The 22,973-nt window shown below is 66.6% G+C and carries 25 protein-coding genes and 2 tRNA genes; 12 read left to right on the top strand and 15 right to left on the bottom strand.

What is annotated here, in order from left to right:
- Positions 1-80: 80 nt before the first annotated feature.
- The 7 genes from sthA to nth all read right to left on the bottom strand — a co-directional run bounded on the left by sthA (position 81) and on the right by nth (position 6,271).
- A complete protein-coding gene (gene sthA, locus HF203_RS12045; protein WP_168670037.1) occupies positions 81-1,478 on the bottom strand; it encodes a Si-specific NAD(P)(+) transhydrogenase in 1,398 nt (465 codons plus the stop codon).
- Between the two features lie 122 nt (positions 1,479-1,600).
- Positions 1,601-2,032 carry a host attachment protein gene (locus HF203_RS12050; protein ID WP_168670038.1) on the bottom strand — a complete coding sequence of 144 codons (432 nt, stop codon included), beginning with the start codon at positions 2,030-2,032 and terminating at the stop codon, positions 1,601-1,603.
- A 167-nt stretch (positions 2,033-2,199) separates the two neighbouring features.
- On the bottom strand, positions 2,200-2,961 hold the full coding sequence (locus HF203_RS12055) for an HvfC family RiPP maturation protein (protein ID WP_168670039.1): 762 nt from the start codon (positions 2,959-2,961) through the stop codon (positions 2,200-2,202).
- Positions 2,954-3,802 carry an HvfB family MNIO-type RiPP peptide maturase gene (locus tag HF203_RS12060; protein WP_168670040.1) on the bottom strand — a complete coding sequence of 283 codons (849 nt, stop codon included), beginning with the start codon at positions 3,800-3,802 and terminating at the stop codon, positions 2,954-2,956. Before HF203_RS12060 ends, HF203_RS12055 begins: the two co-directional genes overlap by 8 nt.
- Before the next feature lie 3 nt (positions 3,803-3,805).
- Positions 3,806-4,072, bottom strand: coding sequence for a low-complexity protein (locus HF203_RS12065; RefSeq protein WP_168670041.1), 267 nt, complete (start codon positions 4,070-4,072; stop codon positions 3,806-3,808).
- A 183-nt stretch (positions 4,073-4,255) separates the two neighbouring features.
- Complete coding sequence (locus tag HF203_RS12070) at positions 4,256-4,729, bottom strand: DUF1841 family protein (protein ID WP_168670043.1); 474 nt, start codon at positions 4,727-4,729, stop codon at positions 4,256-4,258.
- 897 nt (positions 4,730-5,626) lie between these two features.
- Positions 5,627-6,271 carry an endonuclease III gene (gene nth, locus HF203_RS12075; RefSeq protein WP_168670045.1) on the bottom strand — a complete coding sequence of 215 codons (645 nt, stop codon included), beginning with the start codon at positions 6,269-6,271 and terminating at the stop codon, positions 5,627-5,629.
- 125 nt (positions 6,272-6,396) lie between these two features.
- Between nth and HF203_RS12080 the strand changes: the two genes are divergently transcribed.
- Positions 6,397-7,110 (top strand): lytic transglycosylase domain-containing protein, encoded by a 714-nt coding sequence (locus tag HF203_RS12080; RefSeq protein ID WP_168670047.1) that lies wholly within the window; start codon positions 6,397-6,399, stop codon positions 7,108-7,110.
- A gap of 10 nt (positions 7,111-7,120) precedes the next feature.
- Here the strand turns inward: HF203_RS12080 and cls are convergent, their stop codons facing one another.
- From cls to HF203_RS12100, 4 genes are all read right to left on the bottom strand, one after another.
- Positions 7,121-8,560 carry a cardiolipin synthase gene (gene cls, locus HF203_RS12085; RefSeq protein WP_168670049.1) on the bottom strand — a complete coding sequence of 480 codons (1,440 nt, stop codon included), beginning with the start codon at positions 8,558-8,560 and terminating at the stop codon, positions 7,121-7,123.
- Positions 8,561-8,653: 93 nt separating this feature from the next.
- Positions 8,654-8,740: transfer RNA gene (locus HF203_RS12090), tRNA-Leu, on the bottom strand.
- Positions 8,741-8,787: 47 nt separating this feature from the next.
- Positions 8,788-9,237, bottom strand: a complete 450-nt coding sequence (locus HF203_RS12095) for a tetratricopeptide repeat protein (RefSeq protein WP_168670051.1) — start codon at positions 9,235-9,237, stop codon at positions 8,788-8,790.
- A 117-nt stretch (positions 9,238-9,354) separates the two neighbouring features.
- Positions 9,355-10,167 carry an inositol monophosphatase family protein gene (locus HF203_RS12100; protein WP_168670053.1) on the bottom strand — a complete coding sequence of 271 codons (813 nt, stop codon included), beginning with the start codon at positions 10,165-10,167 and terminating at the stop codon, positions 9,355-9,357.
- A 95-nt stretch (positions 10,168-10,262) separates the two neighbouring features.
- Between HF203_RS12100 and HF203_RS12105 the strand changes: the two genes are divergently transcribed.
- Positions 10,263-11,744 (top strand): mannose-1-phosphate guanylyltransferase/mannose-6-phosphate isomerase, encoded by a 1,482-nt coding sequence (locus tag HF203_RS12105; protein ID WP_168670055.1) that lies wholly within the window; start codon positions 10,263-10,265, stop codon positions 11,742-11,744.
- Between the two features lie 425 nt (positions 11,745-12,169).
- Here HF203_RS12105 and HF203_RS12110 read toward each other — a convergent pair.
- The 3 genes from HF203_RS12110 to HF203_RS12120 all read right to left on the bottom strand — a co-directional run bounded on the left by HF203_RS12110 (position 12,170) and on the right by HF203_RS12120 (position 14,985).
- A tRNA-Met gene (locus tag HF203_RS12110) sits at positions 12,170-12,246 on the bottom strand.
- Between the two features lie 51 nt (positions 12,247-12,297).
- Positions 12,298-13,389 carry a redox-regulated ATPase YchF gene (ychF, locus tag HF203_RS12115; protein WP_168670057.1) on the bottom strand — a complete coding sequence of 364 codons (1,092 nt, stop codon included), beginning with the start codon at positions 13,387-13,389 and terminating at the stop codon, positions 12,298-12,300.
- Positions 13,390-14,253: 864 nt separating this feature from the next.
- Positions 14,254-14,985 (bottom strand): XRE family transcriptional regulator, encoded by a 732-nt coding sequence (locus tag HF203_RS12120; protein WP_168670059.1) that lies wholly within the window; start codon positions 14,983-14,985, stop codon positions 14,254-14,256.
- 654 nt (positions 14,986-15,639) lie between these two features.
- On the opposite strand from HF203_RS12120, the gene HF203_RS12125 reads away from it, so the two are divergent.
- The 9 genes from HF203_RS12125 to HF203_RS12165 all read left to right on the top strand — a co-directional run bounded on the left by HF203_RS12125 (position 15,640) and on the right by HF203_RS12165 (position 20,942).
- The gene (locus HF203_RS12125; protein ID WP_168670061.1) at positions 15,640-16,011 is read left to right on the top strand and encodes a hypothetical protein; all 372 of its coding nucleotides are present in this window, start codon (positions 15,640-15,642) and stop codon (positions 16,009-16,011) included.
- Between the two features lie 590 nt (positions 16,012-16,601).
- Complete coding sequence (locus HF203_RS12130; RefSeq protein WP_168670063.1) at positions 16,602-16,940, top strand: Mor transcription activator family protein; 339 nt, start codon at positions 16,602-16,604, stop codon at positions 16,938-16,940.
- 161 nt (positions 16,941-17,101) lie between these two features.
- Positions 17,102-17,314, top strand: coding sequence for a hypothetical protein (locus HF203_RS12135; protein ID WP_168670065.1), 213 nt, complete (start codon positions 17,102-17,104; stop codon positions 17,312-17,314).
- Positions 17,314-17,703 carry a M15 family metallopeptidase gene (locus HF203_RS12140; RefSeq protein WP_168670067.1) on the top strand — a complete coding sequence of 130 codons (390 nt, stop codon included), beginning with the start codon at positions 17,314-17,316 and terminating at the stop codon, positions 17,701-17,703. Before HF203_RS12135 ends, HF203_RS12140 begins: the two co-directional genes overlap by 1 nt.
- The gene (locus HF203_RS12145; protein WP_168670069.1) at positions 17,700-18,041 is read left to right on the top strand and encodes a hypothetical protein; all 342 of its coding nucleotides are present in this window, start codon (positions 17,700-17,702) and stop codon (positions 18,039-18,041) included. The genes HF203_RS12140 and HF203_RS12145 overlap by 4 nt, the downstream gene beginning before the upstream one ends.
- A gap of 751 nt (positions 18,042-18,792) precedes the next feature.
- Positions 18,793-19,194 carry a hypothetical protein gene (locus HF203_RS12150; protein WP_168669960.1) on the top strand — a complete coding sequence of 134 codons (402 nt, stop codon included), beginning with the start codon at positions 18,793-18,795 and terminating at the stop codon, positions 19,192-19,194.
- On the top strand, positions 19,191-19,622 hold the full coding sequence (locus HF203_RS12155) for a phage tail terminator protein (protein ID WP_168670071.1): 432 nt from the start codon (positions 19,191-19,193) through the stop codon (positions 19,620-19,622). The genes HF203_RS12150 and HF203_RS12155 overlap by 4 nt, the downstream gene beginning before the upstream one ends.
- Positions 19,623-19,632: 10 nt before the next feature.
- Positions 19,633-20,541, top strand: coding sequence for a phage tail tube protein (locus HF203_RS12160; protein ID WP_168670073.1), 909 nt, complete (start codon positions 19,633-19,635; stop codon positions 20,539-20,541).
- 8 nt (positions 20,542-20,549) lie between these two features.
- Positions 20,550-20,942, top strand: a complete 393-nt coding sequence (locus tag HF203_RS12165) for a hypothetical protein (RefSeq protein WP_168670075.1) — start codon at positions 20,550-20,552, stop codon at positions 20,940-20,942.
- Between the two features lie 108 nt (positions 20,943-21,050).
- Here HF203_RS12165 and HF203_RS12170 read toward each other — a convergent pair whose 3' ends face one another.
- Positions 21,051-21,611, bottom strand: a complete 561-nt coding sequence (locus HF203_RS12170; RefSeq protein ID WP_168670077.1) for a tetratricopeptide repeat protein — start codon at positions 21,609-21,611, stop codon at positions 21,051-21,053.
- 634 nt (positions 21,612-22,245) lie between these two features.
- Here HF203_RS12170 and HF203_RS12175 point away from each other — a divergent pair.
- Positions 22,246-22,704, top strand: coding sequence for a pilin (locus HF203_RS12175; RefSeq protein ID WP_168670079.1), 459 nt, complete (start codon positions 22,246-22,248; stop codon positions 22,702-22,704).
- Positions 22,705-22,973 lie beyond the last annotated feature (269 nt).

A 22,973-nucleotide genomic window follows, 5' to 3' on the forward strand; every position in this document is an offset into this window, starting at 1 on the left:
GATTATATAAGCGTTTTCTAAAGTATCAAGCCGGCTTCTGGACGCACCGCCCCGATCTCGTCGGGGGCGGTGCGTTGCTCTCAGAACAGTCGATTGAGTCCGTTGAGCGCGGCGACGCGATAGGCCTCGGCCATGGTCGGGTAGTTGAAGGTGGTCTCGGTGAAATAACGGATGTTATTGGCCGAGCCCTGCTGCGACATGATCGCCTGTCCGATGTGGACGATCTCGGCGGCCTGCTCGCCGAAGCAGTGGATGCCGAGGATCTCCAGGGTCTCGCGATGGAACAGCAGCTTGAGCATGCCGACGGTGTGACCGGTGATCTGGGCGCGGGCGATGCTCTTGAAGTCGGCCTGAGCGACCTCGTAGGGGATCTGCGCGGCGGTCAACTCGCGTTCGGTGCGCCCCACCGAGCTGATCTCGGGGACGGTGTAGATGCCGGTGGGGAACTCCTCGATCAACGACCAGCCGCACTCGCCGTCGGCGATGTGGGCGCCGACGAAGCGGCCCTGATCGTAGCTGGCGCTGGCCAGCGCCGGTGGTCCGGCGACGTCACCGACGGCATAGATGTGCGGTAGCGCGGTCTGGTAGCTGGCGTTGACCTCGAGTTGGCCGCGGCGGTTGGGCGCCAGGCCGATCTCCTCGAGTCCCATGTCCTGGGTGTTGCCGGCGCGCCCGTTGGCCCACAGCAGATAATCGGTCTTGAACTTCTTGCCCGAGCGGCAGTGCAGCACCACCCCATCGGCCTCTGGCTCGACGTGCTCGTAGACCTCGTCGTGACGGATCACCACGCCCTGTTGGCGCAGGTGATAGCTCAGCGCGTCGGTAATCTCGTCATCGAGGAAGGAGAGCAGGCGATCGCGGGTATTGACCAGGTTCACCTTGACGTCGAGCGCACCCATGATCGAGGCGTACTCACAGCCGATGACGCCGGCCCCGTAGATCGTCAGCGAGCGCGGTGTCTGCTGCAGCCCGAGCACCGAATCGCTGTCGAGTACCCGGGGGTGTGAGAAGTCGATGTCCGGTGGGTGATAGGGGCGCGAGCCGGTGGCGATGACGAAGTGCTTGGCGCGCAGCCGCTCGCTCGGGCCACGGGCGCGGCGCACCTCGATCAGGTTGGGTTCGAGAAACACCGCGCGGCCGAATACCACCTCGACGCGATTGCGCCGGTAGTAACGGAAACGGGTGCGGACCTGGTCGTCGATGGCACCGTCGGCGGCGCGCAGCAGGTCGGGGAACTCGATCTCGATCTGATGCTGGGTGTGCTGGAACAGCGGGTTACGACGATAGTCGGCGAGCATCTGGATGGCGTGGCGCAACGCCTTGCTGGGGATGGTGCCCCAGTGGGTGCAACCGCCACCGACGCGTTGATGGGCCTCGACCACGGCGATGCGCTGGCCGGTCTTGGCCAGTTTCATGGCTGCGCCCTCGCCCCCGGGACCGGCCCCGATGACGATGGTATCGAACTCGCGCGTGGTCATAGCTTGCTGGCTCCGGCTGTGTCTTCTGGCAGGGGGGCTAAAGGGTAGCACAGCCGGAGCGGCGCGCGCGGCGTACCTCCGGGTACGCCGCGTCACTCAAGGTGAAGGAGGGATGCCCGGGGTCAGAGGAAGTCGGGCAGGCTCTTGCGGATGTTGGTCGGGGTCTGAGTGGTGAGGTTCTTGTCGACCTCGCCGGCGACGAGCTGACGCAGCGAGGCCGACAGTTGCTTGCGCAATACGCCGAGGAAGCTGGGGGCGGCGATCACATAGAGTTTCCTGAAGGCGCCTTCGAGTCGAGCCTTCTCCAGTGCGTTGCAGATCAGGTTGGCGAAGCGTTCGGCGTGCTCCTGCTTGAGTCCGCCTTCACCGTTGATGCCATGTCCTCCGGTGCTGGGGTCGTGTCCGCGTCCGCCCCGGTCGGTGTTCAGGTCCCCCTGGCGCAGGCGGGCCTCGGGAAAGGCCAGGGTGTGGACCTCTTCGATGGGGCTTGCGGCCTTTTCGGCTTGGAAGATTCGAGCGCGGCTCGTGTCAGCGACCAGAACCCAAGTTGGCATGGTGTCACCTTCCTCCAGGTTGTTGCCCGGCATCGGCGGCGGGTGAGGACGGGGGCGTGCGCGAATGCGTTGGCTACCGAATCACGCCGGGCGCTGCTTGCCAGATACGCCATCCCGTCGGCACTGAGTGTAACAGCTCTGTCATCGACGACGCGCGACACGTCGGTTCAGTCGGCGACAGGGCGAGTGCCGAGCAGTACGCCCTGGGCCTGGAGCCGGGCGAGGATCTCGTTGCCGAACCCGACCACCCGCGCGGGCTCGGGGTGGCGCAGTTCTGCGGCGATGCGTAGCAAGGCCGCGCGTCCGCTGGGCGCGGGGCTGGTCTCGATGAGTTGCAGTAGGCGCTGGGTGATGGCGTTGATCTCGATGGTGCGCACTCGCTGATGACGGTCACGCAACAGCACCAGCTGCGCCGGTTCGGGGGCGGGGGTCGCGGGCTGGTGATCCGGGGCGATGCGATGGACGGGAAAGCGGTAGCTCAACGGCCAGGCCAGCGGGCTGCGTACCGGGGTGGCGGCGAGCAGGTCGCCGTTGGGGTCGAGGCCGTCGAGGTCGGGCTCGATCTCGCTGTTGTACAGCGCGATCTCGATCCACTCGTAGTGCGCTAGTTCGAGCAGGAAGGGCGGGTCGCCGGCGTTGGCCGGGTGCTGGCCGAGGAAGTCGACGAACTCGCCGGGGAGACGGTGGAACAGAGGCGTACGGGCGCGGTGTGCGACGAGGAAGTCGCGCACCAGCGCGCGCCAGCGCGCCGGGTCGAGGAGGCGATGGAGCACCGGGAAGCTGCCGGCGAGCAGTGCGTCGAGGTTGTTGAAGATCAGCTCGCGATAGACGCGCATCCGCTCGGCGGCGACGTCGGTCGGCGCGTCTGCCCGCGCGGGGTCGCGCAGATGGGCGCAGAAGGCCTGTTGCTGGACCGCGAACTCAGCCATGGGCGCGTTGCTCCGGCAGGGCGCGGTGCTGGATCAGGGCGATCTGCTCGACCTCTTCGACGAGTTGTGCCAGCGGTGGGATGTCGAAGTCGCGCTCGAGCAGGGTGGGGAAGACGCCGAAGTGCTCATAGGCCGCAGCCAGCAGCGACCACACCGGGTCGATCACCGCGCTGCCGTGGGTGTCGATGCACAGCTCCGGGGAGACCTCCCGGTGTCCGGCGACGTGGCCGTAGCGGATGCGCTCGCCGGGCAGGGCGCGGAGGAAGTCGAGGGCGTCGTAGCCGTGATTGACGGCGTTGACGTGGAGGTTGTTGACGTCGAGCAGCAGCTCGCAGTCGGCACGTTCGAGCACCGCGTCGATGAAGTCGAGTTCGGTCATCTCCTGGCCCGGCGCGGCGTAGTAGGAGACGTTCTCGACGGCGATGCGCCGCCCGAGGAGGTCCTGCACCTGGCCGATGCGGGCAACGACGTGAGCGATGGCCGCCTCGGTGAAGGGGATCGGCAGCAGGTCATAGAGCTGACCGTCGTCACTGCAGTAGCTCAGGTGCTCGGAGTAGATCGCGATGCCGTGGACATCAAGGAAGTCGCCGATCGCGCGTACCAGCTCCAGGTCGAGCGGCGCCGGGCCGCCGAGCGAGAGCGACAGGCCGTGACAGACGAAGGGGTGACGTTCGGTCAGGGCGCGCAGCCGCCGGGCGTTGGCCCCGCCCATGCCGATCCAGTTCTCGGGGGCGATCTCGTAGAACTCGACCGCCGCCGGAGGGGTGTCGAGCAGGGCGCGCACGAAGGCGCGCCGCAGCCCCAGACCGGCGCCGTGGAGGCTCGCGGGTCCGGTAGTCATCGGCTAGCTCGCGCCGCCACACTTGCCCTCACCGCACTTGCCCTCCATGCCGCCGCAGTTACCCTCGCTGTCCTTGTCACCGCCGGCACCGCCGCACTTGCCCTCGGTCTCGGATGAGGCCAGTTGCAGATGGCCGCTCTCGACCACGGTGGCGGCGAAGGGGTTTTGTTCGGCACTGGCCGGGGCGATGGCGGCGAGGTTGCCGATCAGGGCGGCGCCGAGCAGTCCGGTGGCGGTAGTGAGCGTGGTCTTGGTCTTGATGTCTGACATGGTCTCGATCCTCGATAGGGGGGAGCGTCACATGGGGGCATGGTCGGGCGCCTGTCGCACCGGGGACGACCGTCATATCCGACCTTTGTAGTCGGAATTGAGAGGATGGCTGCGCTGAACGCGAATTCAACGCATGGATTTCGAGGAAATCGAGGGCGGGCCGGCGCGTCCTTGCGCGAGGGTTCAGCGGGACTTACGGGACTTGCGGGATTTCCGCGACTTGCCAGGCTTGGGCGACCTGCCGATGCAGTCGAGATAGGCCGTCTCGTCGAAGGTGGCGCCGGGCTCGTGCTGCAACCGCCACATCGTCTGCGCCAGACACTCCATGATGCGGTGCTCAGCGGCGTGGGTGTCGCCGAGCCTAGCGACCAGCGTCTGGTAGCGCGCGCGGATGCCGCGCGGCTGGTCGGTGCTCAACTGATCGAGCACCGCCATGTGCAGTCCCATGTGGAGGAAGGGGTTGGTCTGTCCGTGCTCGGGGAGGAAGTCGCGATCGAGCGCGTCGTCGCCGGCCTCGAGCAGGGTGTGGTACTCGGGGTGGTTGCGTGCGACGGTGACGATCTGCGCCTCGGTGGGGTCGAGCGGCTGCTCCTCGGCGGCCTTGCGCCAGGCGGTCACGAAGGCGCTGCGATAGGTCTGTCGATCGTTGGAGAACATGGCGGGATCATCCTGGCTCTATGGTCGAACCCAATAATCTCACATAGGACTAGGGGACAAGGGAAGCGCGGTCGGGCAAGGCGCCTTTCGTAGGCTGGGCAAAGCGTAGCGTGCCCAGCGGCAGGGCCCGCCAGCCGCCAGGATTGAACCGCAAAGGCGCGAAGTGCGCAAAGGGGATGAGGTGTGATGACGGCGTGCGGCCGCGGACGGTGCGGGTCCGCGCTGCCGTCGGGTGGTTGCGCCCACTGGTGGCTGATTGCTGGCGGCTGGTGGCTGGCGCCTGACCGCTCAATCCCCCTTCGCGTCCTTGGCGCCTTGGCGGTTCGAATCAGCTTCCAGCGATCAGCATCCAGCCTCCAGTCGGCGAGGCTGGTGTGCATGATCGGCGATTGACGGGCAAGACGGCGCCTTGGCGGTTCATTCCCTCCGGCTTCTCGCTGCCCGTAGGTTGGGTTGCCGCTGTTGGCAACCCAACGCCGATGCCTTGATGTCTCAGCCACCGGCGATCAGGCTTCCGCTGGGCACGTTGGGCTTTGCCCAGCCTACGTCTTTTCAACCGCCAAGGCGCGAAGCGCGCAAAGGGGATGAGGTGTGATGACGGCGTGCGGCCACGGACGGTGCGGGGCGCACCGCCGTCGGGTGGTTGCGCCCAGTGGCGACTGGTTGCTGACGACTGGCGGCTCCTGGGCACGCTGGGCTTTGCCCAGCCTACGTCTTTTCAACCGCAAAGCCGCGAAGTGCGCAAAGACACCGATGCGTGATGTCGGCGTGCGGCCGCGGACGGTGCGGGTCCGCGCCGCCGCCGGATGATCGCGCCCACTGGTGGCTGATTGCTGGCAGCTGGTGGCTGGCGCCTGACCGCTCAATCCCCCTTCGCGTCCTTCGCGCCTTCGTGGTTCACCCTTCCACCCCTCCCGATTTCTCCGAATACTCGCAGAGGTCGGCGATGGGGCAGGTCGGGCAGCGGGGGGCGCGGGCGGTGCAGGTGTAGCGGCCGTGGAGGATCAGCCAGTGGTGGGCGTCGTGCAGGTAGGGCTCGGGCACCTGTTCGAGCAGGCCGCGTTCGACGGCGAGCGGGGTGCGCCCGGGGGCGAGGCCGGTGCGGTTGGCGACGCGGAAGATGTGGGTGTCGACGGCCATGGTTGGCTCGCCGAAGGCGGTGTTGAGGACGACGTTGGCGGTCTTGCGCCCGACCCCGGGCAGGGCCTCGAGGGCGGCGCGGGTGCGCGGTACCTCGCCGTCATGGTGCTCAAGCAGCCGTTGGCAGGTGGCGATGATATTGCGCGCCTTGGTGTTGAACAGCCCGATGCTGCGGATGTGCTCGCGTACGCCCGCTTCGCCGAGCGCGAGCATCGCCGCCGGGGTATTGGCCGCAGCGAACAGTCCGGCGGTGGCGCGGTTGACGCTCTTGTCGGTGGCCTGGGCGGAGAGCAGTACCGCGATCAGTAACTCGAAGGGGCTGGCATAGACCAGTTCGGTGGTGGGGTGGGGGTTGGCGGCGCGCAGCCGCTCGAAGAGTTGTCGACGGGTGCTGAGGTTCATCGGGCATATCGGGTCGAGGCGAAAGTCCGCCATTCTAACCGGATGCGGCGGCGCTGCCGGCGAGGATGGGCTCTGTTAACCTAGCCCTATCCACTTGGTCGAGATCACCCGTTCAGGGGGCATCCATGCCGCTGCTGTTGGTGTTGTTGCTGATGTTGCCGCTCGCGGGTTGGTGCTCGGTGACCGATGACCCGCGACTGTTGCCGGTGCCACCCGATGCGCCGCGCCCGAGTCGTGCCGAGGTCGAGGCGATGGTCCCCGAGATCGCCGAGGCGCGCGGGGTCGAGGAGGCGCTGGTGCTGGCGGTGATCGCCGCCGAGTCGAGCTTCAACGCCCACGCCGTCTCCCATGCCGGTGCCGTTGGGTTGATGCAGTTGATGCCGGAGACTGCCGCCGACTACGGTATCGGCTCGGTCGAGGCGTTGTTCGACGCGCGCACCAACCTGCGCGTCGGCACTCGTCATCTCAAGCGGCTGCTCAACAAGTACGACAACGACTACGGTCGCGCAGTGATGGCCTACAACGCCGGCGAGGGCGTGGTCGATCGCACCAACAGCCGGGTGACCTATCTCGAGACCCTCAACTACACCGAGGCGGTGCTGTTGCAGTACGTCCGCAACGGTGGCCAGGCACCGACCCAGGCGGCGCTGCGTCAGGTGCGCGCGCTGCGCGGGATGCGTCACGCCGGGGGCGCGCGGCGGCTGATGAAGCGCTATCTCGACCCCTCGCTGCTCTCGCTCAAGGTCAAGCCGACACTCGATCTGCCCGCGCTCAGCCCGCGTCTCCACGAGCCCGGGCCGGCCAGCCAGCCGATGTTCGAACTCGACACCGGGCGCTGAGAGCACGCCTTCAGAGCACCGGGCCGAACATCGCCACGGCGTTGTTGAGCAGATGGCGCGGCAGCGGCCAGGCGGCGACCGCCGCGCGGGTGATCTCATGTGACTGGGCGAGATAGGCCTGCTGGCGTGCGCGCAACGCGGCGGTGAGTGCGGGGTCGTGGAAGAGGATGTTGTTCTCGTAGTTGAGCTCGAAGCTGCGGCGGTCGAGGTTGGCCGAGCCGATCAGCGCCACTGCGCCGTCGAGGGTCAGCGACTTGGTGTGCAACAACCCCGGGGTGAACTCGAAGATCCGCACCCCGGCCTCGAGCAGCCCGGCGTAATAGCTGCGACTGGCCGCGCCGACGATCAGCGAGTCGTTGCGCGCCGGTAGGATCAGGGTGGTGTCGACGCCTCGATAGGCGGCGGCGCAGAGCGCATCCTGCATCGGTTCGTCGGGGACGTAGTAGGGGGTGGTGATCACCAGCTCGCGCCGCGCGGTGTGCATCAGGGTCTCGAACACCTCGGGCATCGCCGAGTAGCGGACCGTCGGGCCGGTGCCGATGACCTGTGCGGCGAAGCCGTCGGGATGGGCTGGCGGCAGCGGTCGGGCGAGCAGCTCGTCGAGCGGGTCGTCGACGTGGCTCATCCAATCGCTGGCGAAGAGGTGCTGGTTGTAGCGTGCGATCGGCCCCTCGAAGCGGATCACCGCGTCGACCCAGGGGGCATAGCGTGGTTTGACGCGGAACTCGGGGTCGGCGCAGTTCTGGCTGCCGCAGTAGGTGATATGGTCGTCGATGACGACGATCTTGCGGTGGTTGCGCAGGTCGATGCGGCCCTTGATCGGGCGCATCAGCAGGTTGCCGATGGGGAGCGCCGTGGCCAGGCGTACCCCGGCCTCGCGCATCGCGCGCCAGTGCGGTGAGCGGATCAGTGCGCGCGCGCCGAGGTCGTCGGCCATCGCCCGGCAGGTGACGCCGCGTGCGGCGGCGCGCGAGAGCGCGTCGGCGACCCGACAGCCGTTGCGGTCGGCCAGCCAGATATAGAAAAGCACGTGGACGTGATCGTGCGCGGCGTCGATGTCGGCGACCAGGGCGTCGATGGTGGCGTCGGAGTCGGCCATCAATTGCCCGCGATTGCCGCCGACGGCGCGGTAGTCGCAGATCGACTCCCCGAGCCGGAAGAGGTGCGCGTAGCGCTCCGGGACCTCGGGCGCCGGGGCCGGCGGCGGGGAGGGCAGGCGCGCGAGTACCGCGCGCAGCCGCTCGACCCGACGCCGGCCGATGTCGACTTCGCCAAAGAACAGGTAGGCGAGGATGCCGACTACCGGGAACACCAGCACCACCACCACCCAGGCCACGCGCGAGGCCGGCTGGCGATGCGGGCGCAACAGCACCCGGATCAGCACCGTGATCTGGACGGAGAGGTGGAGCAGATAGAGCAGGGCGGTGACGATGGTGGCGGTGGTACTCACGAGGGTCCCTCGCACGTGGTCCCGGGGGCGCCGAAATACGGACTGCCCACGCAAAAAAGGCCAGACGATTGCCTGGCCTTTTCGCTATTGATTTGGTACCGGGAGCCGGACTCGAACCGGCACGGTGTTGCCACCGTCAGATTTTGAGTCTGATGCGTCTACCAATTTCGCCACCCCGGCAACGCAGCTGCGAATTATAGAGTGCTGCGCGCGCGCGCGCCAGTCCTTTAACGCTCCTCGAATCCGGCGAGCCGGTAGAGGCGTGTGGCCTCGGCTTGGTCCTGCTCTACCCCCAGGCCCTGTTCGTAGAGCATCGCCAGGGTGGTCATCGAGCCGATCAGCCCCTGTTCGGCGGCCTTGCCGAACCAGTGCGCCGCCTGGCTGTGGTCCTGCTCGGCGCACTCGCCCTGCAGGTACATGAAGCCCAGGCCGTGCTGCGCCAGTCCTAGCCCGGCCGTGGCCGCAGCGTGCATATAGCGATAGGCGAGGGCGCTGTTGGCGACCATGCCGAGCCCGTTCTGCGCCATGATCGCCATCCGGTACTGGGCCTCGGCGTTACCGTCCTCGGCCAGCGGGGCGAGCAGGCTGGTGGCGCGGGTGAATTGGCGTGCCTCGAAGGCGGCGATGCCGCTGGCCAGATCCATGTCCAGCCCGTGCGTGTCATCTCGATCGCTCATAACTGAAAGACTCCGTGACAGTCCGAGGTCTCGTCCCCTGCGGGAGGCCTCGTCGATCAATGCTGACGCAACCCGAGGCGCGGCGCCAGTCAGGGAGACACCGCGATTGCTGGGGTTTCAGGTCTCGCTCAGGGGTAGCTCGACGAATGTGCGCCAATGCTCGAGCAGCACCTGGTCGGCCGCCGCGAGGGCGACACGGGCACCGAGATCGATCGTCTCGAGCGGGGTGGTCTCGCCCTGGCGATAGAGTTGTGCCGCCACCCCGGCCTCGCGTGCGATCAGCCAGCCGGCGGCGTAGTCCCAGAGTTTCTGGCCGCCGTGCAGATAGAGCTGAAAGCGCCCACAGGCCAGCCAGCACCATTCCAGCGCCACTGTGCCGAGGTTGCGCTGTGAGCGAAAGCCGCCGGGGCGCAGTAGTGTCGGGATCCGCTCGGGTGGTAGGCGCTTGAAGTCGACCATGGCGATGCAATCGCCCAGCGTCTGCCCCGGCGTGAAGGGGGCGATCGGCCGCGCGTTGAGGGTCGCGCCACCCCCGCGTCTTGCGCAGAAGCACTCGTCACGCACCGGATCGAGGACCACGCCAAGTTCTACCCGGCCATTGCGCACGAGCGCCAGCGAGATGGCGAAACCGGGGAAGCCGCAGGCGTAGTTGCCGGTGCCGTCGATGGGGTCGAGCACCCAGACCCCTTGCGAGGACTGACTGAGGCGTTGCTGTTGGGTGGCCTCGGTCATCTCCTCACCGAGGAGCGCGATGTCCGGATAGGCCGCCGCCAACGCCTTGGTCAGGCGTTGCTGGACGGCGAGATCGGCGCTGGTCACCAGACTGCCGTCACCCTTGGTGTCGGCCTCGATTCGTCCCCAACGGGGCAGGATCTCGGTACGGGCGACCTCGCGCAGCAATGCGCTCAGTCGTATCGGATCGGGACTCATGCGGCCTCCTTCTCCTGCATCAGTTTGACCTGCTCAACGACGGATTGCTTTAATGCGGCAATCGCCTCACTGCCATGGAATTCGGTACTCATTCGATGTTGCTGCAACCCGTCATCCTGTCCGGAGGCTCCGGGACCCGGCTCTGGCCGCTGTCGCGTGAGGCCTATCCCAAGCAGTTCCTGCCGCTCACCGGTGAGCACACCATGCTCCAGGAGACGGTGCGCCGTCTCGACGGACTCGAGCGCGAGCACCCCCGCCAGGGGGCAGGGCTGGTCGATCCCATCGTCGTCTGCAACGAGGCGCACCGCTTCCTGGTCGCCGAGCAGATGCGCGCGCTGGGGCGGCGTGCCGCAGCGATCGTGCTCGAACCCGAGGGCCGCAACACCGCCCCGGCGTTGACCTTGGCGGCGCAGGTCGCCACCGCCGAGGGCGCCGACCCGGTGCTCTTGGTGATGCCCGCCGACCATACCATCGCCGACGAGGCCGGCTTCCGTGCCGCGGTCTCCGACGCCTTCGCGCTAGCGAGCGCCGGCGCCGTGGTCACCTTCGGCATCGTCCCCGGGAAGCCCGAGACCGGGTATGGCTACATCCGGCGCGGTCAACCCTACCATGGTGACGGGCTCGAGGGGGCGGCCTACCGGCTCGAGGCCTTCGTCGAGAAGCCCGATGCGGCCACCGCCGAGTCCTATCTGGCCTCTGGCGACTACCTCTGGAACAGCGGCATCTTCGTGCTTCGCGCCTCGCACTGGCTGGCGCTGATCGAGCGTTTTCGACCCGACATCGCCGCGGCGGTGATCCGTGCCTGCGCGGCGGTGAGCGATGACGGCGACTTCCAGCGCGTCGACCCGGCGTTGTTCGCCGCCTGCCCGAGCGACTCGATCGACTACGCGGTGATGGAGCACCTCACCGCCGCGGGCGAGTCGGTGCCGGCGGTGGTGCTGCCGCTCGATGTCGGCTGGTCGGATGTCGGTGCCTGGTCGGCGCTGTGGGAGGTGCGCGAGCACGATGCCGAGGGCAATGTGTGCGACGGCGATACCTTCGTGCACGAGGCCGCCGACAACCTGCTGATCGCCCAGCACCGTATGCTCGCGGCCATCGGCGTCAACGACCTGATCGTGGTCGAGACCCCAGACGCGGTGCTGGTCGCCGACAAGGCGCACGCCCAGGACGTCAAGGCGGTGACCGAGTCGCTGCGCCGCGCCCAGCGCAACGAGTACCGTCATCACCAGCGGGTGCATCGCCCTTGGGGCGCTTACGAATCGATCGACCAGGGGGCGCGCTATCAGGTCAAGCGGCTGACGGTGAAGCCGGGCGAATCGCTTTCGCTGCAGATGCACCATCATCGCGCCGAGCACTGGATCGTGGTCTCCGGTACCGCACGGGTCAGTCGCGGGGAGGAGACCTTCCTGCTCACCGAGAACCAGTCGACCTATATCCCCGTCGGCACCCGTCACCGCCTCGAGAACCCCGGCACCATCCCGTTGGAGCTGATCGAGGTGCAGTCCGGCAGCTATCTCGGCGAGGACGACATCGTCCGCTACGAGGACCGCTATAACCGCGACGCCAGCGACTGCTGAATCCAGTGGGTCGGTCTGCAGGCGCCAGCAACCCGGCGGCTGTCGGCCCAGACGAGGGTGAGGCCGGCAGCGCTCGGGCAGTGTAGCGCCCGGGCATGCCTCCATTGGCCGCCCTGGCCGTTTACCGAGTGGAGGGCTAGGGCGTAGGGGGCAGCGTCGATCGGTCTCGTGAGCTGGACGAGGTGTGGTGCGTCCGGGCGCGTTGACGGTGATCGGTCGCGGCGAGGGGCAGGCGGGTGCGCGAATCCGCGTCCCATGGTTTCGCTCCTCGATACATGCTGCTGCGTGCGTCTGGCGCCCTGCGAATCCACAGGTGATCGAGCTCGGGGAGCGGGCGTGTCGCGTGCCCCGGAGCCACAACGAGAAAAGCCGCGGACACCGAGGTGTCTCGCGGCTTGACTGGGGTCGCTTTTGTACCCTGAAGATGGTGGCTACGCCCTGACTCGAACAGGGGACCCTCGCATTATGAGTGCGATGCTCTAACCAACTGAGCTACGTAGCCTCAAGAGACCGAGAATATTACAGACCTCGGTCCCGGGTGTCAACCCCTGTTTCAGACGTTGAAACGGAAGTGGATGATGTCGCCGTCCTTGACCACGTACTCCTTGCCCTCGGAGCGCAGTTTGCCGGCCTCCTTGGCGCCCTGCTCACCGTTGCAAGCGACGAAGTCCTCGTAGCCGATCACCTCGGCGCGGATGAAGCCGCGCTCGAAGTCGGTGTGGATCACCCCGGCGGCCTGTGGCGCCTTGGCACCGGCGGGGATGGTCCAGGCACGGGTCTCCTTGGGGCCGGAGGTGAAGTAGGTCTCGAGCCCCAGCAGCTGGTAGCCGGCGCGCACCACGCGGTTGAGCCCGGGCTCGTCGAGCCCTAGCTCGGCGAGGAACTCGTCGCGTTCGGCATCCTCCAGCTCGACCACCTCGGCCTCGATCGCGGCGCAGACTGCGACCAGCTCGGCGCCCTCGGCGGCGGCCAGGCCGCGCACCGCATCGAGCATGGGGTTGGACGCGAAGCCATCCTCGGCGACGTTGGCGATGTACATGGTGGGCTTGGCGGTGAGCAGGAAGAGGTCGCGCAGCTCCAGCTGTTCGTCCTCGTCGAGTCCCATCGTGCGCACCGGCGCGCCACCGTCGAGCTGCTCGCGCACGCGCTCGAGCAGCGCCTTGCGCGCGAGCACCTTCTTGTCGCCGGTCTTGGCCATGCGCTGCGCGCGGTCGAGCGCACGCTCGACCGATTCGAGGTCGGCGAGCGCCAGTTCGGTGTTGATGACCTCAATGTCGCGCAGCGGGTCGACGCCACCGGCGACGTGCACCACATCGTCATCGACGAAGCAGCGCACCACGTGGGCGATGGCGTCGGTCTCGCGGATATTGGCGAGGAACTTGTTCCCCAGCCCCTCGCCCTTGGAGGCGCCGGCCACCAGACCGGCGATGTCGACGAACTGCATGGTGGTCGGCAGCACCCGCTCGGGCTTGGTGATGCCGGCGATCACGTCGAGCCGGGGGTCGGGCAGTGGCACCACGCCGACGTTGGGGTCGATGGTGCAGAAGGGATAGTTCTCGGCCGCGATCGACGCCTTGGTCAGGGCCTTGAAGAGGGTCGACTTACCGACGTTGGGCAGGCCGACGATACCGCATTTGAATCCCATGACGAGGTCCCGCTAGAAAACCAACCATTTTACAGTAGCCCGCAGTATCGAAGCCAGCCACGCTGCCGAGAGAATGGGTGCCAAACCGCGAGGGTGTGACGGGGGGATATTGCGCGAGCCACGGGTTCGCCAGAGGGCATGGCCATTTAACGGCACCGGGAATCCTGTACGACCTATGGACTCGTGCCATCAAGGCCGGTGTGTCTCCAGCGACGCGAATCAGCTGCCAGCGACCTGCCGCGCACCTCTTGCCTCACGAGCGGTGGTCGGCCAGTAAGGGGCTGTCAGGTCTGGGATCAAGGCCTCTACGCATGATGATGCGTACGCGTGTGAGTCCGGTGCGGTCGGTTTCATGCTATAGCGGAACCAGAGGGGCGATGCCGTGCCAGAACCCTCAGGGGCGCTGGTGCCGCCGGGGTCTCCGGCGTCCGTGCTGGCAGCGCGGACAGCTCTCGCCGTCGCGCTGCCAGGGCAGATACTCGAAGACTCGGCCGCAACGTCTGCACACTGCGGCAAGGACGCCGTCCCCGAGTGCGTAGAGACGATGTGCGTCAGCGTGAAGCACGCCTCTCCGGGCGTATGGGAACTGTGCCAGCAAGGCCTGCTCGGTGTCGACGTCGTCGAGTAGGTCACACAGCAGGTCAGCGGGCACGAGCTCGGGTGGGGATATCTTTGGCATTGGCGGTGGTTGACGGGGCGATCGTGATGAGGATTGACTGAAGTAAAGCTGGCTTTACTTTTATGTCAAGCCTGCTTGATGCATTCCCGGTGTCCGTCATTCTATTCGGTCCCCTGCCGGTTCGAGGGCTTGGCGCCGCACGCACCCAGTCGGGGTGTGTCCCGGCTCCCCGGCTCAAGTGTTTCTCACACCTCACCAGCGCGCCATACTACCCGACCGATCACATGTACCAGCCCGTTTAGGTGCTCCGGTGGCACGATTTCGTCGGGGTAACGGGCGCTGTTGTCCGAGCGCAGGATCAGGGCATCGTCATAGCGGCGGAAGAGCCGCTTGACGCGGAGTTCCTGGCCGTAGCGGATGGCGTAGACCTGTCCGTCGCGGATCTCCTCGCAGGCGACCCCGGTATCGATCAGCAAGACGTCGCCCTCGCGGATGCCCGGTTCCATGCTGTCGCCCTTGGCGTAGACCACGACCGCGTTGCCTGGGCGGATCCCGGTCTGGCGGGCCCAGTCGGAGGTGAAGGCTAGCGGTGGCGCCTCTTCTTCCTCGAACATCAGGGTGCCGTTGCCGGCCGAAAAGGCGACGCGGCGCCGCGGGATCAGTACGTACTGTCCCTCGGGCAGCTCGGCGGGATCATCCCAGAGCAGGATGGGGTGGAGTTGTAGCGATCTGGCCGAGACCTGGGGAGAGGGCTCGGCCTCGAATAACATTGGCGCCTCGCCGTGCAACAACCAGCGCGGGTTGACGCCCTGACTGGCGCGCAGGGCGTGCAGCGCCTCCCACTGTGGCTCGGTGAGATCACGCTCCCATTGCGAGACGGCCTGTTTCGACACCCCGGCAAGGGCGCCGAGTGCCTGTTGGGTGAGGCCGAGCGTCTTGCGGAGTTCCTTGACTCGATCTGCGGTGCTTTGCGCCATGGCGTCAAGATTACTTGACTAAAGGTCAAGCGTTGTTGACCTTTTTCGTAAAGCGAACTTTACTTGCGCTATACCGCCCGATGACCGGGCAAGCCGATGTCGGTCTAAGACCAAGGAGGGAGGATGCCCCGCACGGTATGGAACGATCGTGAGGATGACGCCCTGCACGGCCTGCCGTGGGCCGCCCAGCTGGTCTATCTGCGTGCGTTACGTCCGTACATGGACTACGCCACAGGAGTCGTCGGGCGCCATCGTGGGATCTCGCTCAAGGGTATCGCCGAGACCCTACACGTCGAATACGGTCAAGGACGTCGCGATGCCGGCGACCCCACACGCAAGGCTGTGCGTCATGCCCTGGTGCTGCTCGAGCGGGTCGGGTTGGTGGTTCGCCTGCCTGCCGATCGGCGGTTGCTGTATCAGCTCCCGCTGGCCGATACGGATCAGTGTGTCCCGAGGAAGCAGGGCCGATCTCGGGCCGATCGTGGGCACTCAAGGTCGGGCCGAGGGCGATCACCGCATGCCGCGGCCCTTGCCGCAACACCGGACCCGACTCGGGCAGAGGCGATGTCAGCTAACCGGGGCACCCCTCCGGGGTCCGTCGATCCGTACTCTTCTCCCCCTGGAGCCCCCCTGCTGGATGACGCCGGAGCAACAGTGGGGGAGGCGCTGGTTGGTCGCGGGACGCGCCTCTCGCTCGCTGAACTGCCTGCGGCGTGGCGCAACTGGGCCGCACGTGAGAGGCCCGATCTCGATCTCGACCTCACTTGGGCAGTATTCGTCGACTACTGGCGTGCGCAGCCAGGGCGCCAGGGGGTACGGCTCGACTGGCTACGGACATGGCGTAACTGGGTGCGGCGCGAGCGCCGCCAGCGTGGAGGAGATGAACGTGGACGACGTCCGACAGGGACTACCGGCGAGCGCCGTGCCGCAGTCGCCGAGACCATCCGTGACAATCTCGCCCGCCATGACTGGACGACCACCAGTCCCTGGGACGAAACCGGCCCCACGCCACCATGTGGCGACTGAACCTCGACCATTGCCGAGACAGTGGGTCGATGCCCTATTTGCCACCTTTCTCGCCTGCTGGCCGAAAGACTGGAGCGATCGCTGTGTCCTTGCTGGTGGGCTTGAACCGCTTGCCGCGCAGTGGAGCGAGGGGCTGGCCGGGCTCGACGGCGAGCAACTTGCGCGTGGCATCGCCGATGTCCGTGCCCACGACGACTATGCACCTTCGATTGCCAAGTTCCGTCGCGCCTGTCTGGGCAGAGATGGCAATGCCGAGCAGCGAGCCTTCGTTGCACGATCACGGGCGGTCGCGCCGACGCTTGCTGCCGAGACCTGGGCCGAGCGCCGTGTGCGTCACCGCACGGAGCTGGCACGGCTCAAGGCGTTGCTGACTGCGTCCGAGACCGCCGCCGCATCACCTCGGGCCGGGGCGCAGGTGTCTCCGGCGGAGTCAGGGTCTGGTTTGCATCGTGTGGACGATAGGATGACGCGACAGCGCCCGCCGTTACCGCAACATGAGGTGGGCGTTGCAGCGGCCCTCAATGAGGGGGAGATGATCGGGGGCTGTGAGGCGGGGCTACCGCCGACTTCGCTGGAGTGTGGAGAAGCCGATGACTGACCAGGAGGTACGTTGGATGGAACTGGCCGATACCTTGGAAGGGCTGGCGTTACAGACGTTGGCCCCGTTGCTGGAGCGCGAGCAGGCACTGCTCGCCGCCGAGCAGATTGCCATCGGTTTGCTCGAGCGCTATCGGGGTGCGCAACTCTATGTCCACTCTGAGGCGGCGATCGCACGCCGCCGCCGCGATCGCATGATCGTCGAGCAACACGATGGCACCGTCGCCAGCGCCCGCGCCTTGGCTGCTTGCTACGACATCCACGAGATGCACGTCTATCGTATCGTCGCCCGTGCCCAGGGGCGTGAGCGCGCCGATCGCCGGCGGCGATGATCAGGGAATCAGGCGCCACCCGCCAGTGGGTGCGGGCCGGTGGCGGTGGCAGTTGATCGCGGGTGGTGAGCCGCTGGCGACCCGCTAACCTGTCTCCACTGACGCCGGTGGGGTGGGGCGGCGATGCTGGGGGTATGTGGACAAACGCGTGGAGCCCGAAGATGGATCGACCGACCTCTGCCAAACCGTGGTGGCGCTCGCGTGCCGTGATCGGCGTCCTGGTGGTGGTGCTCGCGCAGATCGCGAGCGCCGCCGGGATTGCGCTCGACACTACGGCGCTCACCGATGCCCTGGTCGCCCTGGCGAGTCTCGGCGGCGCCGGCATGGCGCTCTGGGGGCGGGTGCGTGCGCGCGTGCCGTTGCGGTGGCGTTGATGGCCGTGGGGTTCCGCTTCTCCCGTCGCTCCGAGCGCGCGCTTGTTGATCTCCACCCTGACCTGATCCGGGTAGCGCGCCGTGCGTTGGAACTCACCGAGGTCGACTTCGTCGTCACCGAGGGCCGCCGTGACGAGGCGCGCCAGCTTGCGCTGGTGGTTGCCGGGGCCTCGCGTACGCTGCGCTCGCGCCATCTCAGCGGCCACGCGCTCGATGTCGCCGCCTGGGTCGACGGGGGCGTGCGCTGGGACTGGCCGCTCTATCCGCGCATTGCCGCTGCCTTCAAGGCCGCCGCCGCCGAACTGGGGGTGGCGATCCGCTGGGGTGGGGACTGGCCGCAATTTCGCGACGGCCCACACTTCGAGCTGGACCGGGCCGTGTATCCATGACCGCACGACTGGAACGCCAGGTCGAGGTACTGCGCCAGCGCGTCGAGCGTGTCGAGAGCGAGTCGCGCGAGCTGCGCGACGGGTTGACGGCGCTCGCTCAGGAGCACGCCATCACCCGTGAGTCGGTGCGGATCTTCACCGACTTGGTGGAGGATGTGCGTGATGGCCTGAGTGCCGCTCGTGCCGATGTCCATCAGGTGCAGCTCGCGTTGCAACGGCACATGACCGAGGAGGCGCGCGATCGGCGTCGTCAGCTCGTCGGTTCGATGACGGCGACCATTAGTACCCTCGGCACCCTCGCCGTGCTGTTGTGGAGCGTGAGCGAGGGCAGCGGCTGAGGACAGCGCTGACGTCTCGTACGCGAATGCCAGTACGACGGCGCTGGTCGTCGTTGCCGACCTCGCCGAGTGCGTCGACTGGGATCGCGCTTACGTTCTTCGCATTGCGGTTCAAGCATGCGCCGTTTCGACCCGCACCGTTCTGATGATTCCGCGCCATCGTTCGCGGTCTATGCCCACTCAGTGGTGGCTGTTGCTGTCTTGTGTGCGGTACGCTGGCTTGGTCGAGCCCACGACGCTGGCACGAGAGCAGTGGACGAGTGGGAGGCCTGCCGTCCCTCCATTCGGCGACCATGTTCGCGGTCCCCGTGCCAGCGCGCAGAAACTTTCTGGCGTCACTCGTCCTTCAGCAGCATACCCTTAATTTCGCCATTGAGTGCGTTGGTCGGGTTGCGCACCCGTCCGTTCATCGACCTGTCCCACGGGATATGTGGGCGCAGTCCAACGGCGGCGAGATGTCGTGACCGGTCGTCTCCGCTGCCGTTGCATAGCTGATATCGCTCATCAGGTGTCGATATGGGGTTGGGGTGCTGTCAGCGACCCAACCCTCGGTGTGGTGCGCAAGCGTTTGTTCCAAAAAACGGCGTGCTTTCGGGGTTCGAGTATCCTGGTCGCTGGTCGCTGGTCGCTGGTCGCTGGTCGCTGGTCGCTGGTCGCTGGTCGCTGGTCGCTGGTCGCTGGTCGCTGGTCGCTGGTACCCGACTAACCCGTCTCAACTGACACGTCCCATCGTCGTGACGATCCTGGCGGCATGGAGTCGCACACTCTCATCCCCTCTCCGGCATCTGCTCAGGCGCTGGCGCCGAGCGCCGGCGGCCCGCTGCTCGAGTGGTTACTGCCCGGGTCGGTCGGGGCGCTTACGGGGCGTGCCGGACACGCCTGTCGCAACGACCGACCCGAGGTCTACGCCATGGATCAGGCCATCCGTCAGGCCCCTGAGCTGCCTGCACAGGACGCGGTACTTCGAACGCGTCTCGACCGCTCGCGGATCCAGATCGAGCCGGTGACCCTTGTCCTGCCCCGCGCTGCACCGAGCGCCTCGCTGGCCGCCGTGCTCGAGCACGGCGCACCTCCCCTTGGGGCACGCATGACGACGATCGGCTCGGCCCCGCGACGGGACATCCGGCGCTGCGTCGATGGACTGTGCCGATGAGCTTCCTTGCCATCGGCGCCGAGATCCACGAGCGCCTGGAGATCGCGCTCGGTGAATCGGCGTGGCTGCTCGACAGCACCTCGCTGGCAGAGATGCACGACCTGCCACGCCCTGGCCCTCGCGTGTCGGTCGTCTACGGCGGGGGACAGGTCTGCAAGTCGCGTCCCGACGGTCGGGCAGTGCGGCTCGAGCAGCGCTGGCAGGTCATCGTCGGCGTGTGCAACGTCCCTCCTGATCACCCCGGTGCTTCGGTGCGAACCGAGGTCGGGGTGTTGGTCGATCGCGTATTGGCTGCTTTGCTCGGCTGGCGCCCACCCTCGGCAGCGCGCGCGCTCACCCTCGTCGAGTTGCCCGAGTCCGACGATGAGGCTGGGTTGCAGCTCATCCCCCTGGTCTTCACCACCGACATCCTGCGTCAAGCAGTCTAAGGAGCCATCCATGCCCATCACTACCCAAACCTATCGTCCCACCCTCAATGCCGGTCAGGTCTATCTGCGTCTGGCCGGTAGCGATGCCCCGCTCAAGGCCATCGGCAATGTCTCAGCGCTCGACCTGGAGATCACCGAGGAGGAGAAGACCCTTACCGATTACACCCAGCCCGGCGGCGGGCCGTGGGCCTCGGTCTCGCGTATCACCGGGGTCAACGCCAAGATGATCCTCCACGACCTCGATCCCGATAACCTCGCCCGCGCCGTCTACGGCACCACCAGCGCAGTCACTGCCGCGCGTGTCGTCGGTGAGGCCCATACCGCTCACCCCGGCGGCCTGATCCGGCTCGCCCACCCGGGGCCGAGCGAGGTGGTGTTGCGCTGTGGCGCCGGCGCCTGGGGCAGCGAGGCCGCGATCGCTCCCGGGACCTATGTCGAGGCCGACGGCGCGCTCTTCGCGGCCATCGCTGCAGGTACTACCGGCAGTACCGCGCCGAGCTGGCCGGCCAGCCTGGGCGAGATGGTGGAGGACGGCACTGTCACCTGGACCCATCGCGGTACCTTTGCTGCGCTCGCTGGCGCCGACTACGAGGTCCGTCCCGAAGGGGTGCTGATCCTCAATGGCGCGATCCCCGTCGGTTGTCCGCTGGTGATCGACTATAGCCATGGTGGGTACGACGCCGTCGAGGCGCTCACCGGTGGCAGTGCGGTCTATGCGCTTTCCTTCGGCGGCCTCAACGAGGCCAACTCCAACAGCCCGGTGGTGCTCGACCTCTTCCGCCTCAAGATCGGCGCGGCCACCAATCTCTCGATGCTCGGCGCCGAGTTCGCCGCGTTGGAGGTCAGTGGCAAGGTGTTGCTCGATCCGACCAAGACCGGTGTCGGCAAGTCCAAGTACTTTCGCGTGCAGATGGTCTGACGGCTCTGATGCGCCTCACCCGGCTTGATATCGGCGCTACGCTCGACCTCCCGGACGACCTCTACTGGGAGGACGAGTACGCTCGTACCGGCGTGCGCCAGAGCATCACCCCTAGCCTCCGTGGCGCGGCCTTGGTGCAGGTCGCCACCCTGCAGTACCGCACCGTTACCCTCCGCCCCTGGGCCGAGGACGCCGCCTGGATCGACCGCGCCCGGCTCGACACCCTCTGCGCCTGGGCCGCGCTCCCCGAACTCGAGATGACGCTCGAGCGCCACGGCCACACCCACCACGTCCGCTGGTATTACGACGGCGATGGACGTGCCATCGTCGCTGAACCCGTGCTCTATGCCGCTGCGCGGACCCACTATTGGCGGGTGAGCTTGATGTTGATGGTGCTGTAGACAGGGGGGCGCGAGTCGGTGAGAGGTTGCATGACCCCGGGGGATGGGCTGCGAGAATCCCCGGTCGCCATGTGGCTCTGGCAACACTGCCCCATCCGTGCAGCGTGCCTATCCGGCGGTGGCTCGTAAGGCGTCGAGCAACACCCGCCGTTCGGCGGCGTCGAGTAGCTGTTCGAGCGCGGCCAGGTCGTCGCGCGCGCGGGCCTGTAATCCGCTCGGGCTGCCCAGGTTCGCCGTCAGCGCCTGGGCCAGCGCCGAGCCGCGCGCCGCTGCGCGGCCCAGCCAGGCGCTGCCCGCCGCCTCGTCGCGTGTGCCGCCCTCGCCGAGCACCAGGTCGCGCCCCAGCCAGCACATTGCATCGGTGTGTCCGGTCCGTGCCGCGCGTAGGAACCAATCGCGTGCCTGGCTTGGGCGGTCGCGTTCGAGCAGCCAGATGCCGAACTCGTACCACGCCGTCGGGTCGCCCTGGTCAGCCGCTAGCGCCAATGTCCGCTCCGGCTCGGTGAGCCGGTTGCCGGTCAGCGTCAGCAGCGCACTCAGCTCCACCCGTGTCCTGCCATCGTCACCATCACGGATCGCCGTCAGTCGCTCCTCCTGGATGTAGCGCTGCAGCGTGCGCCGACTCAGCCCGGTGACGGCGCTCGCAGTGTTCAGACAGATCGATGGCATCTGCAGTGTTCTCCCAGTGATTCGATGTTCGGCCGCTGTATTGTCGTGGCGTTAGGTTGGGTCCGGCGTTGCGTGCTCCAACGCGTCTGTCAGCGTGCGTCGTGTGCGGCGGCGGTGCTAGGGCGCGAGAAGTAGGCCGTGAGGGTCCTCTGTTCTGGGGCCTCCTGGCGTCTCTCGTTGTCGATGGATTGAACCGCAAAGCCTTGAGGGGCGCAAAGGGATGCGTGCGGAGAGGTGGTCGTCGTGCGCATCGGTGAGGTAAGCGCCCCGGCGGGGAGGTGTCGCCGGTACTCCACAGGATCGCTCGGCGCGTCTGCCATCGAGCGGACCTGCGTGCGGGGCGGTCACCGCTCGCCCCTGTTGCGCGTGACCCGCCCAGGGCTGTCACCCCAGAGGCATGTCAGGCTGTGGATTGTCACCCCGGGGTGGGTGGACAGTCCCCTGTGGATTGTCGCCTGAATCGGGGTGACAGTACCGGAAGGCACTCCAGAGTGCCTTATCGATCAATGGTTTATGGTGCACCCCAAACCTTGGCCTGGAACTTGATGATGAGTGCATCAGGACCGGCGCCGCCATGCCGGCCCCGTCTCCCGAGGAGACAGGCTCAGTTCATCCCCAACCGGAGAACCACTCCATGAAAAAGCAACTACAAGCCGGCTTCACCCTGATCGAACTCATGATCGTGGTGGCCATCATCGGCATCTTGGCAGCGATTTCGTTGCCGGCGTATCAGGACTATACGACCCGTGCTCGCGTCTCAGAGTTGGCCGTAATGGCTTCTGGTATGAAGGCAACAGTCGGTGAAAACATTGCAAGTCTTGGCGCTATCGGAGCTGGTGCTTGCGCTGGTGTGGCTACTTTAGCCGAAGCTGATGGCTTGAAAAATGCCTTGTCTGCTGCGTGTACTGATGCCACAGGTGTCATTGCTGTAACTGGTACAGAGGCTGCTAAAAGCGTTGTTTTGACCTATACACCAGAATTGACGGGTAATGGCGCGATTAAATGGACGTGTACGACTGCCGATGCGGCTAATTTTAAGTATGTTCCAGCTGAATGTCGCGCTACTGCTGCTGAGGGGGGTGGTGAAGGATAAGCTCAATCGCTTTTGATTTCGCCAGGTCTTTAAAGACTTTTCGGAAACCGCCCTGCAGGGCGGTTTTCTGCTTTTCGTCTCAATGGATTTCGCGTGACACACGGGGAGACTGGGGTTCCCCTGTTTTTCGCCCCTCAAGGCATTGAGGTTCCCCTGTTTTTTCGCCCCTCAAGGGGTTGGTCTCATGCGACCGTCTGGTCGCGGCGCTGTTTTGCCTTCCACTGTTGCATGAACTCGACGGGTGAGCGATAGCCGAGCGTCGAGTGCAA

Source organism: Marichromatium bheemlicum (genome assembly GCF_012276755.1).
Lineage (GTDB): Bacteria > Pseudomonadota > Gammaproteobacteria > Chromatiales > Chromatiaceae > Marichromatium > Marichromatium bheemlicum.